Annotated in this window: 18 protein-coding genes; 13 read left to right on the top strand and 5 right to left on the bottom strand. The window is 65.6% G+C overall.

Annotation, left to right across the window (positions count from 1 at the left end; translation table 11 throughout):
• Window positions 1-6 precede the first annotated feature (6 nt).
• The 7 genes from K940_RS0113700 to ligD all read left to right on the top strand — a co-directional run bounded on the left by K940_RS0113700 (window position 7) and on the right by ligD (window position 8,212).
• The gene (locus tag K940_RS0113700) at window positions 7-1,227 is read left to right on the top strand and encodes an aminotransferase class V-fold PLP-dependent enzyme (protein ID WP_036528560.1); all 1,221 of its coding nucleotides are present in this window, start codon (window positions 7-9) and stop codon (window positions 1,225-1,227) included.
• A gap of 78 nt (window positions 1,228-1,305) precedes the next feature.
• Window positions 1,306-2,601 carry a heavy-metal-associated domain-containing protein gene (locus K940_RS28260; RefSeq protein ID WP_231390366.1) on the top strand — a complete coding sequence of 432 codons (1,296 nt, stop codon included), beginning with the start codon at window positions 1,306-1,308 and terminating at the stop codon, window positions 2,599-2,601.
• Window positions 2,598-4,133, top strand: a complete 1,536-nt coding sequence (locus K940_RS28265; RefSeq protein ID WP_081706350.1) for a decarboxylase — start codon at window positions 2,598-2,600, stop codon at window positions 4,131-4,133. Before K940_RS28260 ends, K940_RS28265 begins: the two co-directional genes overlap by 4 nt.
• A 3-nt stretch (window positions 4,134-4,136) precedes the next feature.
• Entirely contained in the window at window positions 4,137-5,462 is a 1,326-nt protein-coding gene (locus K940_RS0113715) for a pyridoxal-phosphate dependent enzyme (RefSeq protein WP_028478018.1), read from the top strand.
• A 110-nt stretch (window positions 5,463-5,572) separates the two neighbouring features.
• Window positions 5,573-5,974, top strand: a complete 402-nt coding sequence (locus K940_RS0113720; RefSeq protein ID WP_028478019.1) for a cold shock domain-containing protein — start codon at window positions 5,573-5,575, stop codon at window positions 5,972-5,974.
• 112 nt (window positions 5,975-6,086) lie between these two features.
• Entirely contained in the window at window positions 6,087-7,172 is a 1,086-nt protein-coding gene (locus tag K940_RS0113725) for an ATP-dependent DNA ligase (RefSeq protein WP_028478020.1), read from the top strand.
• Window positions 7,169-8,212 (top strand): non-homologous end-joining DNA ligase, encoded by a 1,044-nt coding sequence (ligD, locus tag K940_RS28270; RefSeq protein WP_051407170.1) that lies wholly within the window; start codon window positions 7,169-7,171, stop codon window positions 8,210-8,212. Before K940_RS0113725 ends, ligD begins: the two co-directional genes overlap by 4 nt.
• Window positions 8,213-8,316: 104 nt before the next feature.
• On the opposite strand, the gene K940_RS28275 is transcribed toward ligD, so the two are convergent.
• A complete protein-coding gene (locus K940_RS28275; protein ID WP_051407171.1) occupies window positions 8,317-9,015 on the bottom strand; it encodes a TetR/AcrR family transcriptional regulator in 699 nt (232 codons plus the stop codon).
• The gene (locus tag K940_RS0113740) at window positions 8,999-10,159 is read right to left on the bottom strand and encodes an acyl-CoA dehydrogenase family protein (protein ID WP_028478021.1); all 1,161 of its coding nucleotides are present in this window, start codon (window positions 10,157-10,159) and stop codon (window positions 8,999-9,001) included. The genes K940_RS28275 and K940_RS0113740 overlap by 17 nt, the downstream gene beginning before the upstream one ends.
• 299 nt (window positions 10,160-10,458) lie before the next feature.
• Here K940_RS0113740 and K940_RS0113745 point away from each other — a divergent pair, with 299 nt between their 5' ends.
• The 6 genes from K940_RS0113745 to K940_RS28280 all read left to right on the top strand — a co-directional run bounded on the left by K940_RS0113745 (window position 10,459) and on the right by K940_RS28280 (window position 16,902).
• Complete coding sequence (locus K940_RS0113745) at window positions 10,459-11,391, top strand: alpha/beta fold hydrolase (protein ID WP_028478022.1); 933 nt, start codon at window positions 10,459-10,461, stop codon at window positions 11,389-11,391.
• A 105-nt stretch (window positions 11,392-11,496) separates the two neighbouring features.
• On the top strand, window positions 11,497-12,927 hold the full coding sequence (locus K940_RS0113750; protein WP_028478023.1) for an SDR family NAD(P)-dependent oxidoreductase: 1,431 nt from the start codon (window positions 11,497-11,499) through the stop codon (window positions 12,925-12,927).
• Between the two features lie 56 nt (window positions 12,928-12,983).
• Complete coding sequence (locus K940_RS0113755) at window positions 12,984-13,373, top strand: DUF2784 domain-containing protein (protein WP_028478024.1); 390 nt, start codon at window positions 12,984-12,986, stop codon at window positions 13,371-13,373.
• 148 nt (window positions 13,374-13,521) lie between these two features.
• The gene (locus tag K940_RS0113760; protein ID WP_028478025.1) at window positions 13,522-14,862 is read left to right on the top strand and encodes a CoA transferase; all 1,341 of its coding nucleotides are present in this window, start codon (window positions 13,522-13,524) and stop codon (window positions 14,860-14,862) included.
• Between the two features lie 61 nt (window positions 14,863-14,923).
• Window positions 14,924-15,976 carry a nucleoside hydrolase gene (locus tag K940_RS0113765; protein ID WP_028478026.1) on the top strand — a complete coding sequence of 351 codons (1,053 nt, stop codon included), beginning with the start codon at window positions 14,924-14,926 and terminating at the stop codon, window positions 15,974-15,976.
• On the top strand, window positions 15,973-16,902 hold the full coding sequence (locus K940_RS28280; RefSeq protein WP_051407172.1) for an amidohydrolase family protein: 930 nt from the start codon (window positions 15,973-15,975) through the stop codon (window positions 16,900-16,902). Before K940_RS0113765 ends, K940_RS28280 begins: the two co-directional genes overlap by 4 nt.
• Here K940_RS28280 and meaB read toward each other — a convergent pair.
• The 3 genes from meaB to K940_RS0113785 are packed head-to-tail and all read right to left on the bottom strand — an operon-like array spanning window position 16,879 to window position 22,051.
• Entirely contained in the window at window positions 16,879-17,928 is a 1,050-nt protein-coding gene (gene meaB, locus K940_RS0113775; RefSeq protein ID WP_051407173.1) for a methylmalonyl Co-A mutase-associated GTPase MeaB, read from the bottom strand. The genes K940_RS28280 and meaB overlap by 24 nt on opposite strands.
• Window positions 17,925-20,195 carry a methylmalonyl-CoA mutase gene (gene scpA / locus K940_RS0113780; protein WP_028478028.1) on the bottom strand — a complete coding sequence of 757 codons (2,271 nt, stop codon included), beginning with the start codon at window positions 20,193-20,195 and terminating at the stop codon, window positions 17,925-17,927. The genes meaB and scpA overlap by 4 nt, the downstream gene beginning before the upstream one ends.
• Complete coding sequence (locus tag K940_RS0113785) at window positions 20,195-22,051, bottom strand: methylmalonyl-CoA mutase family protein (RefSeq protein WP_028478029.1); 1,857 nt, start codon at window positions 22,049-22,051, stop codon at window positions 20,195-20,197. The genes scpA and K940_RS0113785 overlap by 1 nt, the downstream gene beginning before the upstream one ends.
• Between the last annotated feature and the right edge of the window lie 69 nt (window positions 22,052-22,120).

Below are 22,120 nucleotides of genomic sequence, written 5' to 3' on the forward strand. Positions count from 1 at the left end.
GAGGCCGTGCCAGCAACCGATGTGCGCGCACTGTTCCCCGCTCTCGCAGACACCGCTCAGGTATATCTCGACAGTGCCGCGACCACACAGAAACCCCTACCGGTCATCGAGACCATCCACCGCTACCACAACAGCGGTACAGCCAATCCTGGACGCGGCACCTACCCGTGGGCCACCGGCCTCGCGACCCGCATCGCTCGCATCCGGGAGCACACCAGTAGCTTCATCGGCGCGGAGTATCCCGACGAGGTGGTCTTCACCGGTGGGGCGACCGCCGCGCTCAACGCGGTCACACTGTCCTGGGGACTGACCACACTCGGCGACGGCGACGAAATCCTCTACAGCCCCACCGATCATGCTTCCAACGTCTATCCCTGGTTGCATCTGCGTGGACTTCTGGCCGGATTCGGGCGCCGCATCGGATTGATTCCCTACCGGACCAGCGAAACCGGGGAGGCGGATACCGAGGACATTCTGACGAAGATCACGCCGAGAACGCGCCTGATCACGGCCAGTCATCTGCATCATGTCTTCGGCGGTCTCAGCACGTTGGAAGAACTGCGTGGACACATCGACCCGGCCATCCTTTTGTGCTTCGACTGCTCGCAGAGCGGCGGGCACCTCCCGATCGACGTGACCACGCTCGAGGCGGATTTCGCGATCTTTGCCGCACACAAGATGTTCGGCGCACCCGGAACCGGCATCCTCTATTGTCGCCGACGCGTGCACGATCGCCTGGTGCCGTTCCTACCCGGCGGCAATTCCGGGACGCGGCCGCACGCGCGAGGGCTGCTCGCCGGCACGATGCCCGAACTGTTGGAAGGCGGCACGCCCAACATCCCCGGGATTCTCGCACTCGGCAGCGCCCTGGAGGTGCTCGAGTCGCTGGATGTGGACGGCATCGCGGTACACAATCGGGTCCTCACAGTGCGCTTGATCGACGGCCTGCGGTCGGTGCCGGGTGTCGAATTCCTGCCCGGGCCCGCGTATGCGACCTGCGCGGTCGGCTACGGCATCGTATCGTTCACGATGGACGGAATCACCGCGACCGACCTCGGCTTCGTATTGAGCGAATTGGGTTTCCTGGTGCGCACCGGCGCGCACTGCACTCCCGGCACGGCCCACGAACCGGATTCTGTGCGGGTCAGTACACACATCTACAACACCCTCGACGAAGTGGATCGTTTCATCGCATGCGTGCGCTCGGTCGCCGAGGAAGTGGGGTGAGCGAGCATGCGACACCCAGCGACTCTGCATATCGCGCGTCCAACGGCACACGAAGTGGCACAGCGGAAAGGTCGGGCGGTGAGCATCGACGACACCGAGCACTACACCATCGATGACCACGACACTGCCTATTACGACCGGCGGGTCGCATCCCAGGTGTTGGCGCACCTGGCGCAGCCCGGATCGTTCACCAGACCCATACCCATTGCACCGACACGCCGCATCGAATTCACCTGCACCGCTGTTCTTCTCGAGCCCGGCAGTCATCTCACCTGTTCACAACGGTTGTATCTGGAGCGCTTCATGCGACCGTGCCGTGCGGACCAGGTGACCAGCGCGACGCATCGGCTCACCTGGACCGATAGCGACGGTATCCGCAATACCGGCTATTGTCGTGCCGACGGTCTGGGGCCGGTCGTGCCGATCGCGGCACGAGAAACCGTTCTTGCCCTATGGCACGCATTGGATGCGGATCCGGCTTTCGCCGAGCGTGTCTCGGCACTGTCGCCTGCAGCGCGCGCAGCGCTGACAGGGACGACCACCGATCATGAGCCACGAGACATCTTCCGGGTCGGGATCGAAGCCGCCGGACGTACCCTTGTCCAGCATGCCCTGGTGGCTGCGCAGACCCCCTATCGCAGTGCTGCCGGATTCGCCCGGGGTATGCATGCTTCCGGTGTGTTCGCCGCCGTGGCGACCCGCTGGTTCTGGGAGCTGCAGGCCTCGACCTACCGGCGGGGCATGATTCCGGTACGCCTCGTCCCCCAGCTCGATGGCACGGTGAGGTATTCGGCGGAGACTGTGCAGACGCTGCGGGCGATGAAAGACGCGACGATTGCCGACGCCGCGGCTGTGATGCACCGCGCCACCGAGACCGAGGGACTCACCCGCACTCAGGCCATCGCCAAGTACCACGAGGATCTCGATCTGATCTCCCGGCAGTACGCTTTGCTGCCCACGGGCACTCGACCTGCGTGCCTGGCAGCCATGGCACACCGGATCGACAACCGGCATTTCAGTATTCTCCCGGTGCTGGTCGATCGGTTCGTCACGACCTTCGTCGAGCTCGTCGATCGCTGTGTGCTCGTCGAGGTCGACAGGGACCTCGACGAGACCAGCGGCGACGACCAGGTGTTCTATGTACCGGACATGACATGCAAACATTGCGTTCGTACCATCGGCGGGGTGCTGGAGTCGATGGGCATTCGTGTGGTCGACATCGATCTGGACAGCAAGCGAGTCGTTGCCGAATTCCGCAGCCCGCGCAACCGGGCCCGGGCATTCGATGCTATCCGGGACGGCGGCTACAACCCGGTCACCGAGCAGGCCGCTACCGGGACACGGCTCGACACACCACCGGAATCCGCGATATGACCAGACCGCCTCCGGCGCTGCCTGCAAAGCTGCATCCGTTGGTGCGCGACTTCCTCGACCAACCCGGTGGTGTGTCGGATACCCTTGCGCGGTTCGGCTCTCCGGTGCACGTAGTTTTCCCGCAGGTGTTCTCCGACAACCTCGCAGGTCTACGCGATGTGTTGGACCGGAGGCTACCGCAGTATCGAATATGCTATGCGCACAAAGTGAACCAGTCCCGCGCGCTGGTCCGCACCGCGGAGCGTGCAGGAATCGCCATCGATGTCGCCTCGCAGCACGAACTTGCCAGCGCCCTCGAGGCCGGATTCGACCCACCGCGGATCGAGGCCACCGGGCCGAAGGGGGAGCCATTCCTGCGCGACCTCGTCGCGCACGGCGTGGCAGTCAATGTGGACAATCTGTGGGAGCTGGGGCGCCTCGCCGAACTCGCCGAACCGGGAACGCCGGTACCGGTGTTGCTTCGCCTCTGTGGATTCGACTCCGGACAGGTGAGCCGGTTCGGAATGCCCCTCACTCATCTCGAACAGGCATTGGACCACCTGTGGACCCATCGCGAATGCATGCTGTTCCTCGGCATCGGATTTCATCTGGACTCCGGGGACCTCGGCGAGCGGGTTCGAGCGATCGACGCCTGCCTACCGGCAATCGAGCGAGCCTACACCTGGGGCCTGGCGCCGTCGGTGCTCGACATCGGCGGTGGACTCCGGCAAGTATTCACCGCCGACGTCGAGCGCTTCGACACCTACCTACGAGCGCTGCAAGCGTCGCTGCTCGGCCAAGGGGAACCGATGACCTGGGGAAATACTTCTTTCGGCTACCACATCGCCAACGGGGTCGTGCGTGGTACGCCGGTGTTCCACAAATATGCCAATACCGTATCTGCGACCACGATGCTCGACGACTTGCTGGTCGCCCCGCTGGAGCGCCAAGGTGGACGTACGGTCGCGCAGGTGCTTCGCGACAACGTCGTGGAGCTGTGGTTGGAGCCGGGTAAGGCGCTGGTAGACCACGTGGGCATCACATTGGCCACGGTCGAGTTCGTCAAAGAGTCCGCCGACGGGAGTGTGCTGGTGCACATCGACCTCAGCCGCGACTCGGTGACCCCGGCCGACCAGGAGGTGATGGTCGATCCGATCTTCCTGCCCGGCACACCCGAGCGGTCCCCGCTCGGCAGGAGCGCCAGGACACGCGGCGGCGCCGAAAACGAAACCGGTCCGATCGGAGTGTATTTCGCCGGGCGCCTGTGCCTGGAACGCGATCTGATCACCAACCACAAGGTGTGGCTGCCGGTCCGACCGCAACCAGGGGATACGGTCGCTGTCCCGAACACCGCCGCCTACCACATGGACTTGTCCGCCGCGATGGCCTCGATGCATCCGCTGCCCGCGAAACTGGCTGCTACGCGGGGAAGAAACGGGTTCCGGATCGTGCGCGACGCCGAGTACGAACCGGAGGTCACCATCGATCCCGCGTCCCGTGGCGACGGCGACGGGAGCGGTGCCGGTCGAGCAGTTTCGAGGCGCAGAAGCTGACCGATGCGCTACGACCACATCACCGAACTCATCGGCAATACGCCCTTGCTGCGACTCGACCCCCGTGTGCATGGGCTGGACAATGTCGCGCTGTTTGCAAAACTGGAGTCGCACAACCCGTTCGGCTCGGTCAAGGATCGGCTGGCGTGGGGCCTGATCCGCGACGAACTCGACGAAATCCGGTCGACCGGACGGACTCTCATCGAGGCATCGAGCGGGAACACCGCCAAGGCGCTGCGAGTTCTGGGCGAGGTATACGGCATCGGTTTACGCGCGGTGACAAACCGAATCAAAGTGGCCGAGGTCCGCGAATTGCTGCACCTGCTCGGAACCGAGATCATCGAGCTGCCCGGTCTATCCGAATGTCCGGACCCGACCACGCCGAACGACGTCTACACGGTGATCGAGGCGAGTATGGCGCAGCAACCCAACAGGTTTCATCACCTGTCGCAGTACACCAACAGCAAGAACATCGAAACGCACTATCACGGCACCGGCCGCGAAATCCATGACGACCTCGCCACCGATGGCATCACAACGGTCGACTATTTGATCGGCGGGCTCGGCACCAGCGGCGCCACCCGCGGCGCAGCCACCTACCTGCGTCGACACAACTCTGAATTACACACCATCGCAGTGGTATCCGAACGATCGGATTTCATACCAGGTATTCGATCCGAGGCAGAGATGTGGGAGGTCGGACTGTTCCAGCCCGACTTCTACGACCAGATCGTCACCGTCACCGCCAGCGAAGCCGTGGATGCAACCCTCCGACTGGCGGCCGGCTATGGCATTCTCGCCGGGCCGACGAGCGGCGCGAGCTATTCCGCGGCTCTCAAAGCCCTGGGATCTCTCCCCGCGGCGGCCCGCCGCCGCAACGATCCGGTCGTCGCGGTGTTCATCGTCTGCGACCGCCTCGAGCCGTACGTATCGTATGTCAAAAAGCGCCGGCCGGACCTGTCCGGCCACACCGGCGGCGACCTCGGGTCGGGGGCCGACGAGTTGTCCGAGGTCCCGACCGTGACCCCGGAGCAACTCGCCGATCTGGACCGAACCGATCGGCCCACCATCGTGGACACCCGAGGCGCGATGGCCTATCGGATCGGGCACGTGCCCGGCGCGGTGAACATCCCGGACGAACTGCTCGATGATATGTTCGACCACGGTGTGCCGTTTCCTCGGTCGCGGCCGGTGGTCTTCGTCTGTCCGGTGGGCGAGTTGTCGTCGCGGTTCGCTGCGCGTGCACGACGTGCGGGATACGATGCCACCAGCTTGGCCGGGGGCATCGTCGCCTGGCGCGACGCAGGATTGTCTCTGGAACGCGGCTGACCTCCGGTGCAGCTGCGGCGCCGTTTTCGATCCGTGGCAAACGGCGCTTCCTCCGACACCGGGGAAACCGGCGGCTAGAGTGGCCGAGTAGCCACGGCGATGAGGAGCGGGTGTTGGTGTCCATCGGTAAATTGGTGTCTTTCGACAGTTCCAGGGGATTTGGATTCATTCGTCCGGAGGACGGTGGACCGGATGTGTTCGTCCACGTCAACGACGTCGGACTGGACGAGGACGAGTTGCGTCAGGGCCGGGTGTTCGAATTCGATGTCACCGAAGGTGACCGCGGACCCAAGGCCGTCAATCTCGGTATCGTCGGCGGACAGTCCGTACCGCCTGTCCGCCACAAGGGCAAAGACAAATCGAGTTCGGGACCGCTCACCGTCGCCGAGCACAAGCGATTGATCACCGAACTGCTGCTGGATGCGAGCCCCGCCCTGACCGCGGGCGAGATCATTACCATCCGCGACCGACTCACGACGTTCGCCGACCAGCACGGCTGGCTGGAGAACTGACCGGCGACGTCCACGACATCATCGAGGGCGCAGCGCCTACGATCGAGCTGAAGCCACGCTCGCGGGGCATCCGCGCGTCGGTCTGCATACGGATCGAACTCGAGGAGGTCATGTGGACTTGCCCGTGATGCCGCCAGTCCGGCCCATGCTGGCCAAGTCGGCCCGCACGGTACCGCGCGGGCCGAGACTGAGTTATGAGCCGAAATGGGACGGGTTTCGGTGCGTCGTGTTTCGCGATGGCGCCGAGGTTCAACTCGGCTCCCGCAATGACCGCCCGCTGACCAGATACTTTCCCGAAGTTGCCGAGCGGCTGTTACCGGCACTGCCGCGGCGCTGCGTGCTCGACGGCGAGATCGTGGTGGTCACCGAGCGCGGCCTGGACTTCGATGTCCTGCAGCACCGCCTGCACCCGGCTGCGTCTCGGATCGCCAAGCTCTCGGTGCAGACACCGGCGAGTTTCGTCGCCTTCGACGTGCTGGCGCTCGGCGACCGGGATCTGACCGCCGAGCCGTTCACCACGCGCCGGCACGTGCTGGAAACGACGCTCGATACTGCGCTTGCGCGCGTCCATCTCACCCCGATCACCCGCGACCCAGCGGTCGCACAGGACTGGTTCACTCGGTTCGAAGGCGCGGGGTTCGACGGCATCATGGTCAAGTCCGACGACCTGGCCTACTGCCAAGGCAAGCGAGTCATGCTCAAAGTCAAACACGAACGCACCGCCGACTGTGTGGTGGCAGGCTTCCGATGGCACAAGGATGGCGCAGGTGTCGGATCGCTGCTGCTCGGGCTGTTCGACGACGCGGGCCACCTGCACCATGTCGGGGTGGCCAGTAGTTTCACGGCTGCGCGCCGTGCGGAACTCGTGCAAACCTTGGCGCCACTGCGGGACAACGCGCTCGACAACCATCCGTGGCGGGACTGGGCCGACGCCGCCGGGACCGCGACGGACGGCGGCGCCATGCCCGGTGCAGTGAGCCGCTGGACCGGCGGAAAAGATCTGTCCTGGCAGGCACTGCGACCGGAACTGGTGGCCGAAATCCGCTACGAGCACGTGCAGTCGGGCAGATTACGCCACGGCGGGCGCCTGGTGCGTTTCCGGTCCGACCGCACCCCGGCGTCGTGCACGTTCGGTCAACTCGACGTCGTGGCACCGGCAGAACTGAGCACGGTGTTCGGCCGAGGTTCGACACGATGAGCGCGCCGGTCGAGATCGAGGTCGATGGCACCACGACCATGACGATCAGCAATCCGGACAAGGTGTATTTCGCCGAACGTGGCGAGACGAAGCTCGATCTGGTGCGGTACTACCAGACGATCGCACAACCGTTGTTGAACGTAGTCGGTGGGCGGCCACTGCTGCTGGAACGCCATCCCGACGGCGCAACAGGGAAATCATGGTTTCAAAAGCGCATACCGAAGTCCGCTCCGGGCTGGCTGCGCACGGTGGAGGTTCGCACGCCCAACGGCACGACGAGCGCCGCGCTCGTCGCCCACGATCTCGCTCACATTCTGTGGGCGGTGAACCAAGGGTGCCTCGGATTCCACGTGTGGCCCAATCGTGCAGACGACCTCGATATCACCGATGAACTACGCATCGACCTCGATCCTTCCCCCGGCACGACGTTCACCGATGTCGCACGCACCGCAGTGCGTACCAGAGATCTGTGCGCCGAACTCGGCATCGAATCGCACATCAAGACTTCGGGCTCGCGCGGGTTGCACCTCTACGCCACGCTGGCGCCGCGGTGGGACGGCTATCAGGTCCGTGCTGCCGCCGTGGCGCTGGCTCGTGAATTGGAGCGCAGGTATCCGAACGACATCACCGCTCAATGGTGGAAAGAGCAACGCGGCAGCCGGGTATTCGTCGACTTCAATCAGAACGCACCGCACAAGACGGTTTTCGGCGCTTGGTGTGTCCGCCCGACGCCGAGTGCGCGGGTGTCGACACCGATCACCTGGTCCGATCTGGATTCGATCGTCCCAGAGGAGTTGACCATCGCTACGGTGCCCACCCGGTACGCCGCATTCGGTGATCCGTGGGCCGGACGCACGCCACAATCGATCACGCCGTTGCTGGAGATGTCGCAGCAAGATCTGGCGGCGGGCCTCATGGATGCCCCATGGCCACCGCAGTACCCGAAGATGCCCGGCGAGCCGAAACGAGTACAGCCGTCTCGCGATACCGATCAGACGCGACGAGCCGCGACCCGCACACGGCGAGGGGTCCAGCCCTAGGGGCAGGATTCACCAGCAACACACCTGCCCGGTCACGGTGTTTTCTCGACCCGGAGATCGGCGTTCGGTCGCTGGTGGGGCGACTTCGCCACGCGGGCCTCGGATCACAGACGGTCGGCGGGTACATCCAGGGGCAGCCCCCGAGTGCGCTGACCACGGTCCACTGTCGGCAGTGACCGAGTGACCAAAGTCAACAGCATGTCGCACAACAATGTGTGCACCTGCGCGCGGGTGAGTGTGCCACGGGTGATCCACTCGCGGCCCGCGACTTTGACCAGCCCGCCGTAGGCACGCACCATGGCACGCAGTTCTGCGCTGTGCGCCGAATCGGCGAGACCTACCATCAACAACAGACGGTCGGCGGCGGCATCGTCGGCCGCGTCGAGGATCTGCTGCACCTCCGGATCGTCACCGACGCCCTCGTGGCTGGTCACTTTCACCCACGTACTGCCGTGCTCGGCGATGGTATCGAGCAACCACCGCACGCTGGCATCGACACGTTCACGCTCGGTTCCGGTCGGAACCATCATCTCGTCTGCCCTGGGCAGGGTCACCATCCTGCGCACTACGGCCAGGTAGAGGTCACGCTTGTTGCCGAAGTAGTGGTTGATCAGTCCGCGGGCCACACCTGCCCGCTGCGCCAATTCGGCGGTGGAGACCGCCGCATAGGGCCGCTCACCGAACATATCGATCGCGCAGCCGAGTATCTGCGCTCGCCGCTCGTCGGGTTCGAGCCGACGACGGCGTGGCGCGGCGGCGTCCGCACCTGCGGCCGTCCGGTCGACATCAGAGAGACCGGGCAATGAGATCCTTCATCACCTCGTTGCTGCCGGCGAGGATTCGCAGAACGCGCGCGCCGGTATAGATCTGAGAAATCGGGTACTCCGTCATGTAGCCGTAGCCGCCGAACAATTGCAGGCAGCGGTCGACCACGATACCCAACTGATCTGTCAACCAGTATTTCGACATCGCGGCCGTGGGAACATCCAGTGCGCCCCGCAAGTGCCCGCTGATGCACTCGTCGAGAAAAGTGCGGGAAACGCGCGCGATGGTCGCACACTCCGCGAGTTCGAACTTGGTGTTCTGCATGGCGAACAGCGGTTTGCCGAATGCCATTCGGCCTTTCGTGTAGTCGACGGTGAGCTGCACCGCCTTCTCCATCATGGCGACCGCGACGATCGCGGTCACCAGCCGCTCCTGCGCAAGCAGCTGCATCATCTGCACGAAACCCTGCCCCTCGGCTTCCCCGAGCAGGTTCGACGCCGGCACCCGCAGACCGTCGAAGAACAGTTCGGCGGTGTCCCCGGCTTTGCCACCGATCTTGTTCAAGATGCGACCACGGGCGAAGCCCGGGGTGTCGTCGTTCACGTCGGCATAGATCAGCGAGATGCCCGCTGCCCCTTTGGACGAGTCGGTCTTGGCGGCAATGATGATGCCGTCGCACAACCACCCGTTGGTGATGAAGATTTTCGACCCGGTGATCAGATACTCGTCACCCTCACGGACCGCTCGGGTGCTGATGTTCTGCAGGTCCGATCCCGTGCTCGGTTCGGTCATGCCGATCGACAAGACGATCTCACCGCTGACAACCCGCGGCAGCACGCGCCGCTTGAGCTCCTCGGAGCCGAACCGAGCGAGATACGGGGCGACGATCGAGCTGTGCACGGCGATACCCAGCGATGCATCGCCGGCGCGCACCTGCTCCTCGATGATCGCCGCCTCGTGCGCGAAGGTGCCTCCGCCGCCCCCGTATTCTGTTGCGATCGCCGGACACAGCAATCCGAGTTCGCCCGCGCGACAGTAGAGCGCCCGATCGGGGTGGCCCTGGGCGACGAACTTTTCCTCGTAGGGAACCACGTCGTGGTCGAAGAATGTCCGAGCCAAGTCACGCACCGCTTCGACCTCGGTGTCACTCCATGCTGCGTGCGCCGTTGCACTGTCCGCCATTGCCCTGTCCTCTACCTGCGTCACGCCGAAGTCCTGCGGCTCCATTGTCGAATTTCTATTGGCGAACTGTCAACAAGTCCGAACTCTCGACCTCGTCCACACCGCACCGCGGTTCGGGTCACGACCTGCACTCCGCTAGTCGTGAGCTGCGTCATATTCGATGCTTCACCTCTCCCTTCGGTGGCGGATTCTTCGTACTGTCCGTACCGACACAGTGTTGCCGTTGTGCGCGACGTTGCCGTTGTGCGCGACGCGACGTCCCGTCGAACCCGAACGCACGCAACGAACGAGGCGGGGACATGACCGAAAAGCTCGATACCACCGACACCCCCCGACCCGACCGCACCTGGACGGTGCAAAGGAAGGGTGCCGACATCGCTGTTCTCGAATGGGGCGACCCCGGCGCGGAGCCTCTGGTGCTGGTACACGGCCTCACCGACACCCACCGCGTGTGGACCACGGTCGCGGCCTTGCTGGCCGACGGTTTTCGAGTCATCGCCTACGACGTGCGCGGGCATGGCGGCTCGGCGCCCGCACGCGAGCTGCTCGGATATCGGCTCGACCAGTTGGCCGAGGACTTCTTCACGGTGATCGATGCCGCCAGCCCGGAGCGTCCGGTACACACGTGCGGCCACGGCTGGGGCGCGGTGCAGCTGTGGGAGGCGGTCTGCGATCCCCGGGCCACGACCCGATTCGCGTCGTTCACTGCGCTGTCCGGACCGAACCTCGACCACTTCGGCCTGTGGCTACGCGCGCTCACCCCACGAGCTCGCCGCGGATTCGCCGGTCTGGATCGGTGGTGGAGTGCGGCCCATGGCGTCCTCGCGCTCGGTCCGATGGCCCGCAGGTTCTACTCACCACGTCTGCGCAGCCTGCTGGCGCTGCGGCCCGGCAACGTCGTGCCGGTACCGGCGCGAATTGCGCGGACGTGGCGCACCGATCTCATCGCAGGCGCACGTATCGTCCAGGCCAACCTGGTGCACCATCTCGGCAAACCACGTGTTCGGCGTACTGCGGTCCCGGTGCAACTGCTGGTGGACACCACCGACCCGTTCGTCCCGGCCGCGGTCTACACCGTCTCGGCCCGGTGGGTCGACCAGGTGTGGCGGCATGCGGTTCCAGCCGACCACTGGCTACCGGTCACCGAACCTCTGCTGGTCGCCGAGACGATCGCCAATTTCATCGACGATCTGCGCGCCGACCACGCGGCGATCACACCACGCAGCGGGTGAACCGAGCCGCTACCCGGTCATCGGTGACCGCAGGGTTGCTCACCGTGCGGGTCTGCGACAATGGGTCGGCCGATTGTCCAGCTCAGAAGGATGCCCCCCGTCGCGATGGCCGAAAGCATGATCGATCCCGAGGACCTCGAGACCTGTCTGCGGGTCTTGGAGCAGGCCGGCACGCTGGACAAAGATCATCCCGACTCGGTCACCGTACAACGTGCGGTCGGGCACATGTTCAAGCAGCTCAAACGGCGGCGCCGATCGGCCGCCCGATCAGCAGTCGCAGCCGCCGACCGGGCAGTGGTGGCGGCCACCGCAACCGGTTCGCCGAAACGGATCGACGACGAGACCGCGGGCATCCCGATCAGTTCGACAGCGACCGGCGCGAGCGCGGGCACGTTGTTGCGTGCACGTCCCTGCTATATCTGCAAACAACGCTATACCCGAGTCGACGCCTTCTACCATCAGTTGTGCCCGGACTGCGCGGCGCGCAACCACGTCAAACGGGACGCTGGGACAGACCTGACCGGCCGCCGAGCGCTGCTCACCGGTGGCCGCGCCAAGATCGGCATGTACATCGCTGTGCGACTGCTCAGGGATGGCGCGCACACCACGATCACAACCCGTTTTCCCAATGACGCCATCCGGCGATTCACCGCGATGGACGACAGCGCCCAGTGGCTGCACCGGTTGCGCATCGTCGGCATCGACCTGCGCGATCCCGCTCGAGTAGTCGCGCTGGCCGACGACGTCGCAGCCCAGGGCCCTTTGGACATCCTGATCAACAATGCCGCCCAGACGGTGCGCCGCTCCCCGGACGCCTACAGTGCACTGGTCGAGGCCGAAGCCGGGCCGCTGCCCGCCGGCACCTTGCCTCGGGTCGTGCGCTTCGGCAAGACCACCCAGGCGCACCCCACTGCGCTGACCGCCTCGCTCTCCCCTGGGCTGTCGGCCGCCGAAGTCGCCGAACTGGCTCTCGTCGCCGGATCCGCGACGCCGGATCGTGTGTCGCGCGGCATGGCGATCGACGCCGGCGGTTTGATACCCGATCTCGCGCATACCAACAGCTGGGTCCAGACCGTGGCGGAGGTGGATCCCACCGAACTGCTCGAAGTGCAGTTGTGCAACTCGGTCGCGCCGTTCATCCTGATATCGCGGCTACGCCCGGCGCTGGCAGCTTCGGCCGCTCGCCGGACCTACATCGTGAACGTGTCCGCCATGGAAGGGCAGTTCGCTCGTGGCTACAAGGGTCCTGGCCATCCGCACACCAACATGGCCAAGGCGGCGCTGAACATGTTGACTCGCACCAGCGCCCGAGAAATGTTCGATCGCGATCACATCCTGATGACCGCAGTCGACACCGGATGGATCACCGACGAACGCCCCCATTACACCAAGGTCCGTCTCGCCGAGGAGGGCTTTCACGCGCCACTGGACCTGGTCGACGGGGCCGCGCGAGTATACGACCCGATCGTGCAAGGTGAGAGCGGTATCGATCTTTTCGGCTGCTTCCTCAAGGACTACCAGCCCGCCCCGTGGTAGGCGGCTGCCACACGTACGACGAGATATCACCCGGCGCCGCGCGCTACCCTGGTGACGTGCTCTACCGGCTGCTGGCCGACGCGGTCGCCGCCACGCATTTCGCCTTCGTGGGCTACGTCGTGGTCGGCGGGTTCGTGTCGTGGCGCCTGCCCCGCACGATCTGGCTGCACGTCCTGGCGGTCTGCTGGGGATCGGCCAGCATCGTGGTCGGGTTGGATTGCCCGCTCACACATCTGGAGAACTGGGCACACGATCGCGCGGGCGAGGCGCCGCTACCGTCGAGCGGGTTCATCGACCACTACATCACCGGTGTGCTCTACCCCGAGCACGCCCTCGGGCTGGCCCGTGCGCTGGCCGCCGCACTGGTGGTGATCTCGTGGATCGGCTGGGCCCGGCTGCGGCGGCGCGACCGGGTCTGCGGTGCCCAACTCGACGTACCGTCCTGACCGCACTCGAAGTCGCCAGCCACTGTCGAGTGCGACACCACACGGTATGCGGCAGTTCACATGTCATCACCATCATGTGTGACACAGTCGCGCAGACAGATCGGTCACACGACGCGACTTCTTCGGTGTAGCAAGTACGCTGAAGCGAGTGAACACGCATGCACGGCTCGTCCACGACTACGAGGCCGGTATCGGTGTCACCGCCTCGACTGTGGCGCCTGGGCCCGATCCTGGTGGCAATCTCGCTGCGACACTACCGGTTTGGTCGTTGGCTGCCGGGTCGGTTGCGGCGTTGTCGGCCGCGGCGAACCGGATGCGGGCGGTGCGGGGCCTGGACCCGGTGGCCCATCGTATCGACCCGAGGCGCATCACCGCGGCGTTCACCAGCGACCGCTTGATCCGCATCGACGGCCAGACGCCCAAGGCCTTCGCCGACCTGTCCGGATTCTTCCCCACGTTCGATGGATGGGTACGCACCCATGCCAACTATCCGCATCACCGCACCCGGCTGTTCGCCGCCCTCGGCATGCCGGAGTCTGCGCCCGTGGATCTCGCCGTAACGCAGATGGCCATGCTTCGCGCCGAGGATCTGGAAAGTCGCGCCGCCGCACACGGCGCTATCGCCGTGCGCGTCCGCACCGAGGCCGAATGGGCCGCCAGCCCGCAAGGACGCGCGGCCGCGGAAGGCCCCCCGGTGGCGATCACGCCGCGCTCCGATCGTTGTGAGCCCGGATTGCCCTGGGGTGCGGCGCCACTGCAACCACTGGCCGGCTACCGCGTGCTGGACCTGACGCGAGTGATCGCAGGACCTGTCGCGACGCGGACGCTGGCGCTGCTCGGCGCCGATGTGTTGCGGCTCGATCCGCCGCAGTTGCCCGAGATTTCGTGGCAGTATGCCGACACCTGTCAGGGCAAACGGTCCACGCTCGTGGATCTGCGTACCCATCGGATCGATGAATTGATCTCCACGGCCGATGTTCTGATCACTGGATACCGCCCAGGCGCGCTGGAACGGGCAGGCGTACACGGCGCGAGTCGTCCTGGCCTGGTTCACGGGCGAGTGTCTGCGTGGGGAGACACCGGTCCCTGGGGCGGGCGGCGCGGTTTCGACAGCATCGTGCAAGCCGCGTCGGGGATCGCGATCCTGGAAGGTGCACCCGCTGTCCCCGGGGCCTTGCCGGCACAAGCACTCGACCACGCGTCGGGGTATCTGCTGGCTGCCGGGGTGATCGATGCCCTCGTCGCACGCAGCGACGACGGCGTGGGGCGGGACGTGCGCGTCGCGCTGGCGCGTACCGCGTCGTGGCTGCTCGACGCGCCGCACCGTACCCCGCAGCACCCCGAGGCCACGATGCCGAGCTCGGCGGAGGTGGTCCGGCACGGACGAGTCGTCACCGCCGCGCCGGTCCTGGCGGAGTATCCGGACTACGCGTGGCCGGCGCCGGACTACGGCGCGGATCGACCTGCTTGGCCACTGTCCACACACTGACACACTCCCGCTGGCAACACCCGAGCGCAGTGGGCCTACTCCGGCTCGCTAGTCTCACGCTATGCGGCAGCGGATCATCATGGATATCGATACCGGTATCGACGATTCCTTCGCTCTGCTGTATGTACTCGCCAGCCCGGAAGCCGAACTCACGGGGATCGCCGCCACGGCGGGAAACGTGCCGGCAGCGCAAGTGGCGGCGAACAATCTCGGGTGGTTGGAAATCTGCCATGCACCGGAGATCGAGGTTGCGATCGGTGCGGCCGAGCCACTCGCGGTCCCGCTGCGTACCACCGAAGACACACACGGACCACGAGGCATCGGATACGCCGAACTGCCCACGACCACCCGCCGGCCTTCGCAGCGCTCGGCGGCGCAGATGTGGGTCGAGCGAGCGCGTGCGCACCCGGGCGAGATCATCGGTCTGTGTACCGGCCCATTGACCAACCTCGCGCTCGCTGTGCGGACCGAACCCGAACTGCCCCGCCTACTGCAGCGTTTGGTGATCATGGGTGGCGCATTCAACCACCCGGGCAATACGACGCCGACCAACGAGTGGAACATACACGTCGACCCGGAGGCCGCCAAAGAAGTCTTCGACGCGTTCAGCACGACACCTGCGCACCTCCGGCCGATCGTGTGCGCGCTGGACATCACCGAGACCGTCGAGATGCGGCCGGAGCATGTGGCGCGCCTGGCCGTGCGCGCACAGAGTTCTCCGGTGGAACTCGTCTCGTCGGCTATACCGCCCGAAACTCGCTCGACCACCAGCAACCCGATCGTGCGGTCGCTCACCGATGCCGTGCGGTTCTACTTCGACTTCCACCACAGCTGTAACCAGGGCTATCTCGCACACATGCACGATCCGTTCGCGGCCGCTGTGGCGCTGGATCCGTCGCTGGCTCGCACCCGCCCTGCCACAGTGGACGTGGAGTTGACCGGCGCGATCACCCGCGCGACCACAGTCGCCGACTGGACGGGCATGTGGGGTCGTGAACCCAACGCCGACATCGTCGTCGGCACCGACCCGGAGCTGGTCCTCGACCGGCTGGTGGCTCGAGTCGGCGATTTTGCGCGCGCAGCTCACCCGCCCGCGCTCGAGGAGGTCTTGTGAGCCGTATCGACGACACCGGCTACTTGTCGGCATTCCGCGCCCGGCTGGGGCTGCCTGGAATCATCGACGTGCATACGCATTTCATGCCCGAACGGGTACTGCGGAAAGTATGGGCCTACTTCGACGCGGCCGGGCCATTGGTCCGCCCTATGTCGATCACCTATCGCAACGATGAGCAGGTCCGCTTGGACACTGTGCGCGGCTTCGGCGTTCGTGCATTCACTGCACTCGCGTATCCGCACAAGCCGGACATGGCGGCGTGGCTCAACGAATGGACCGCCGATTTCGCTGCACGCACACCGGATTGCCTCCACACCGCGACGTTCTTCCCCGAGGGACGCGCCGCCGATGATGTCGCGACGGCCATCGAACGCGGCGCCCGTGTCTTCAAGGCGCATGTTCAGGTCGGCGACTACGACCCGGGTGACCCACTGCTGGACCCGGTCTGGGGCCTGCTCGAGGACGCGCAGATTCCTGTAGTGATCCACTGCGGTTCGGGTCCTGCACCCGGGACCTATACCGGACCGGAACCGATTGCCCGACTATTGCGGCGTTTCCCGCGACTGTCGCTGATCATCGCGCACATGGGTGTGCCCGAATACAGCGCATTCCTCGATCTGGCCGAAAAATCCGCCGAAGTGCGGCTCGATACCACGATGGTGTGGACCGACTTCACCGAGGCCTACGCCCCCTTCCCGGTGCACGAGCGCAGCAGGCTCCGAGCCCTCGCCGATCGCATCGTGTTCGGCAGCGACTTCCCCAATATTCCTTACCCGTACGAACATTCGATCCAGGTACTCGAGCACCTCGATCTCGGCGAGGATTGGCTGCGCCAGGTGTGCTATCGCAATGCGGCGACCCTGTTCGGTGTCGCTGATCCCGCAAGCTCGCTGGGTCGCAGCTCAACGACCGTCGAAGGCTCGTAGCAGTTCGTCGGCGGCGAGCGAGGCGGTCAGCGTTCCCTCGCGCACTCGCTGTTCCACGTGCGCGCGAACAGCCTTCACCTCGGGGTTGTTCGCGAGCCGCCGCAGCAATCGATCATGCACCATGGCCCACGTCCATTCGACCTGCTGCCGCCGACGCCGATCGGTGAACTCCCCGGCGTCGGTGAGCACGCGACGGTGCTCGAGCACGGTGTCCCAAAACCGTTCCAGGCCGATCCCATGCAAACCGCTCATGGTCAGCACCGGCGGACGCCACCGGGCGTCGGGCGGTGTGATCAGGCGCAAAGCGCCGGCGAGATCTCGGGCCGCGGCCTTGGCTTCGACCTCGTGCTCACCGTCGGCCTTGTTCACCGCCACCACATCGGCGAGTTCCAGCACGCCCTTCTTGATGCCCTGCAGCTGATCACCGGTGCGGGCCAAGGTGAGAAAGCAGAACACGTCGACCATGTTCGCCACCGTGACCTCGGACTGTCCCACGCCGACCGTCTCCACCAGAATGACGTCGTAGCCGGCTGCTTCGAGCAATACGATCGTCTCTCGTGTCGCCGTGGCGACGCCGCCGAGCGTGCCCGCAGTGGGTGACGGGCGAATGTAGGCGTTGCGCTCGATCGCAAGGCGCGCCATTCGGGTCTTGTCACCGAGGATGGAACCGCCGGTCCGAGTCGATGACGGATCGACGGCCAGCACCGCGACCCGGTGGCCTTTGCCGATCAAATACATACCGAGCGCATCGATGAAGGTCGACTTGCCTACGCCGGGAACACCGGTGATTCCGACCCGATTCGACGGTGGCTCGGCCGGGGAACCGCTCGGCTGCGCCGCCAACCGCAGCAACAACTGCTGCGCCAGCGCCCGATGGTCGACCCGGGTCGACTCCACCAGTGTGATCGCACGAGCCAGCGCAGCTCGATCATCGGCCCGGACCGCCGCGGCGAGCGCATCGACGTCGATGATTCGACGCGCCGACGCCTGCGCGGCGTCTCGCGCCGCCGAGTTCGCCCCGCTCATTCCGCTACGGTTCGTTCCACGGCGCCAGAACCGAGTTCGTGCCCGAGTTCGGCGCCGAGCTTGGTCAACAGGTCGATTGCGGCCTCGGCGATGACGGTTCCGGGCGGGAAGATCGCCGCCGCACCCGCACGGTAGAGCTCGTCGAAGTCGCCCGGCGGAACGACGCCACCCACGACCACCATGATGTCGGGACGCCCGACGTCGGCCAGCGCCTGACGCAGGGCCGGAACCAGCGTGAGATGACCGGCCGCCAGTGAGGACACGCCCACGACATGGACGTCGTTGTCGGCAGCTTGCCGCGCCACCTCTTCGGGTGTCTGGAACAACGGACCCACATCGACGTCGAAACCGAGGTCCGCGAACGCCGTGGCGATCACCTTTTGCCCTCGATCATGACCATCCTGCCCCATCTTCGCAACGAGGATACGTGGCCGGCGGCCTTCCAGCTCGGCGAATTCGTCGACCAGTGCACTCGCTTCGGTGATACTGGTGACTTTGCCTGCCTCGTCACGGTACACACCGGACAGAGTACGGATTTCGGCCTGATGGCGGCCGAACGCCCGCTCCAGGGCGTCGGAGATCTCACCGACGGTGGCCTTGGCCCGCGCGGCGTCGATGGCAAGCGCCAGCAGGTTGGTGGCCATGCCACCACCAGACGACTCGGCCGACGCGGTCAACGCGCGCAAGGCACGCTCCACGGCCGCGGCATCTCGACCGGCCCGCAGCCGACGCAGTTTCTCGATCTGCTCTGCGCGCACTCGAGAATTGTCCACCTTGAGGACCTCGACCTGTTGGTCCTCGTCGACTCGATACTTGTTGACACCGATCATCGGCTGCTGACCGGTGTCGATTCGCGCCTGAGCACGCGCAGCGGCCTCTTCGATGCGCAGCTTCGGAATGCCCTCGCCGATCGCCTGCGCCATACCGCCGTGTGCTTCGACTTCGGCAATGTGCGCGCGAGCGCGGTCGGCCAGCCGATGGGTCAGCCACTCGACGTAGTACGAACCGCCCCAGGGATCGATCGGGCGGGTGGTGCCCGACTCCTGCTGGATCAGCAGCTGCGTATTGCGGGCGATACGCGCGGAGAAATCGGTCGGCAACGCCAAGGCTTCGTCGAGGGCGTTGGTGTGCAACGACTGGGTGTGCCCCTGCGTAGCAGCCATGGCCTCGACGCAGGTACGCGCGACATTGTTGTAGACGTCCTGGGCGGTGAGCGACCACCCCGAGGTCTGCGAATGCGTCCGCAAGGACAATGATTTGGCACTGTTCGGGTTGAAGTTTGCGACCAACTCGCTCCACAGCAGACGCCCAGCACGCAGCTTGGCCACCTCCATGAAGAAGTTCATGCCGATTCCCCAGAAGAACGACAATCGGGGTGCGAAATCGTCCACCCCCATGCCGGCGTCGAGGCCGGCGCGGATGTATTCGACGCCGTCGGCGAGGGTGTAGGCCAACTCCAAGTCGGCTGTCGCGCCCGCCTCCTGAATGTGGTATCCGGAGATGGAGATCGAGTTGAACTTCGGCATCTTCGCACTGGTGTAGGCGAAGATATCCGAGATGATCCGCATCGACGGCTCAGGTGGGTAGATGTAGGTGTTACGGACCATGAACTCTTTCAGAATATCGTTCTGAATGGTTCCGGCCAGCTGTTCGGGCTTCACCCCCTGCTCTTCGGCGGCGACGACGTACAGGGCCAGGATGGGCAGTACCGCACCGTTCATCGTCATCGATACGCTGACCTGATCCAGTGGAATATGGTCGAACAACTGACGCATGTCCAAGATCGAGTCGATGGCTACACCGGCCATACCGACGTCGCCCCGCACGCGGGGGTGGTCGGAGTCATAGCCGCGGTGGGTCGCAAGATCGAATGCCACCGACAGGCCCTTCTGACCTGCCTGCAGATTGCGCCGGTAGAACGCGTTGGAGTCGGCGGCGGTGGAGAAGCCGGCGTATTGACGAATGGTCCAGGGCTGGTTGACATACATCGTCGGGTACGGCCCGCGCACGAACGGCGCGACACCTGGCACACTGTCGAGCGGATACCCCTCGGCCGCAATGGCATCTCGGTCGGCCTTGGTGAAAACCGGCGCAACGTCGATGCCTTCGGGCGTCGACCACACCAACTGCTCGGGGGCATACCCATTGGCAGTCGCGACCGCCCGGGTATACGTGGCGGCGTCGCCGGCAGCGGGCTCCGGAGTGGGACCCGCGAGCGGCACCTCGGCGAAACTGCCGATCACCTGGTTGCTCTGCCGCGTCGTCATCAGGCTCCCACCTTCTCCAGCAAGTCCGACAACATGGCGACCGCGTCGATGCGCGCAGCGAGGAACCCGTCGGGACGCTGCGGCTCGTCGAGGTCTGCGACGTCGTTCGCGGCGCCGACCAACAGCACCGTCGACACGCCGGCGGCGCGCAGCTGCTGCACGGCCGCGCCGGCTTCATCCTGGTAACGCGCCTGCGCCCCGCACAACACGGCGATGGGCGCGCCGGCGTCCGTGGCTGCCTCGGCAATCGCGCTCACCTCCAGCGGACCGGGATCGACCGATTCGATCCCCCCCGAGGCCAGAAGATTCGCCGCAAACGTCACCCGAGTATTGTGTTCGGCGACTGGACCCAGCGGCACCAGCAGCGCCCGTGGCCGCGCGCCGTGTTCGCCGAGATAGGCATCGGAGCGATTTCGCAGCTGCTCGAAAGCCGCGCCGTAGCGCGATCCGCGACTCGCCTGCCACGCGGCCGCCGACAGCGGCTGCTCGGCCAAGTTCGGGAATTCGGTCACCCCGGTCACAGCGGTCTTGCGGTGTGCGATGTCGGCCTGCCGCGCAGTGTGGGTGGCGGCGATGCGCTCGGCGAGCAATCCGGACTCGAGCGCCGCGAGGTAGCCGCCAGCCGCTTCGATTTCCTGCAGGAACTCCCAGGCCTTCGCCGCCAGCGCTGCGGTGAGCTGCTCGACGTGCCACGAGCCGGCGCCAGGATCCCGCACGTGGCCCACGTGCGACTCCTCGAGCAGCAGCAGTTGGACGTTGCGGGCAATCCGTTCCGAAAACGACGTCGAGACGCCGAGCTCGCCGGCGGGCAATGCGGTGTCGAACGGCAATACCGTCACCGTGTCGGCGCCGCCGACACCGGCGCCGAACGCGGCGAGCGTCGTCCGCAGCATGTTCACCCACGGATCGCGTTGGCTCATCATGGCGGCCGAGGTGACCGCGTGTTGCGGTGCACCACCGGATTCCGGAACGCCGCACACCTGCGCGACGCGCGCCCAGAGTTGCCTGGCAGCGCGAAACTTCGCGACGGTGGCGAACTGGTCGTCGGTAGCGGCGAATCGGAATTCCAATTGCTCGAACGCATCGGTGATGGTCAGGTTCTCGGTCAACGAACGGAGATAGGCCAACCCGGCCGCCACGGTCGCGCCCAACTCTTGCGCATCGGCGGCGCCCGCATTGTGGAACACGGTCCCGTCCACGGTGATCGAGCGGACCGTCTCGGACCGGCGCGCCGACCGCTCGGCGAGCGTGACCGTCTCGGCCAGACCGACGTCGGCCAGACCCGTGAATCGGCTGGTCAACGGCGCGGCACCGAGACCTATCCGAATGTCGGCGCGAGTAGGAACCGAGTAGCCGTCGAGCACATCGAACACTTGCGAGGCCGCATCGACCACGACCGTGCCCGCCTCCAGAGTCAGCGGAGCCAGCTCGAACAGCAGGCCGGTGAGCGCCGCCGGCAGATCCACGACCGATACGCCATCGGCTCCAACCGTGAGCCGGATAGCGCTGGCGCCATTCTCCAGACCATCCAGTATCTGCTGGTTGGCCACAGCAGCCTCGTGTTCAGCGATCGAGGCGCCCACGAGCCACCCTCGATGGACGTCCCGGGTGGCGTCACGCCCGCGGACGAAGGGAAATGTCCCGGGCAGCGGCTGCTCGGGCAGTTCGTCCCGCCGGGTGTAGAGCGCAGCGATCGTCAATCCGTCGTAGGTTGTCTGCTCGAGCAGTCGTTCCGGCTGTGCCGGAGGGTCGGCGGCGTCGATCCGGTGCGCCTTGGCCAGCACCCCCACAATGCCCTTACGCCATGCGGCGAGGTCGGGCACCGGATCCGTCCCGGGATCTGAAGCAATCGGCATAGCCTGCTGTACCTCTTCCTCGACCCGGGCACACCGCCTTTGTGCACCCGACAGCCCACGCGTTCACCC

The organism is Nocardia sp. CNY236, assembly GCF_000482385.1.
Classification (GTDB): Bacteria; Actinomycetota; Actinomycetes; order Mycobacteriales; family Mycobacteriaceae; genus Nocardia.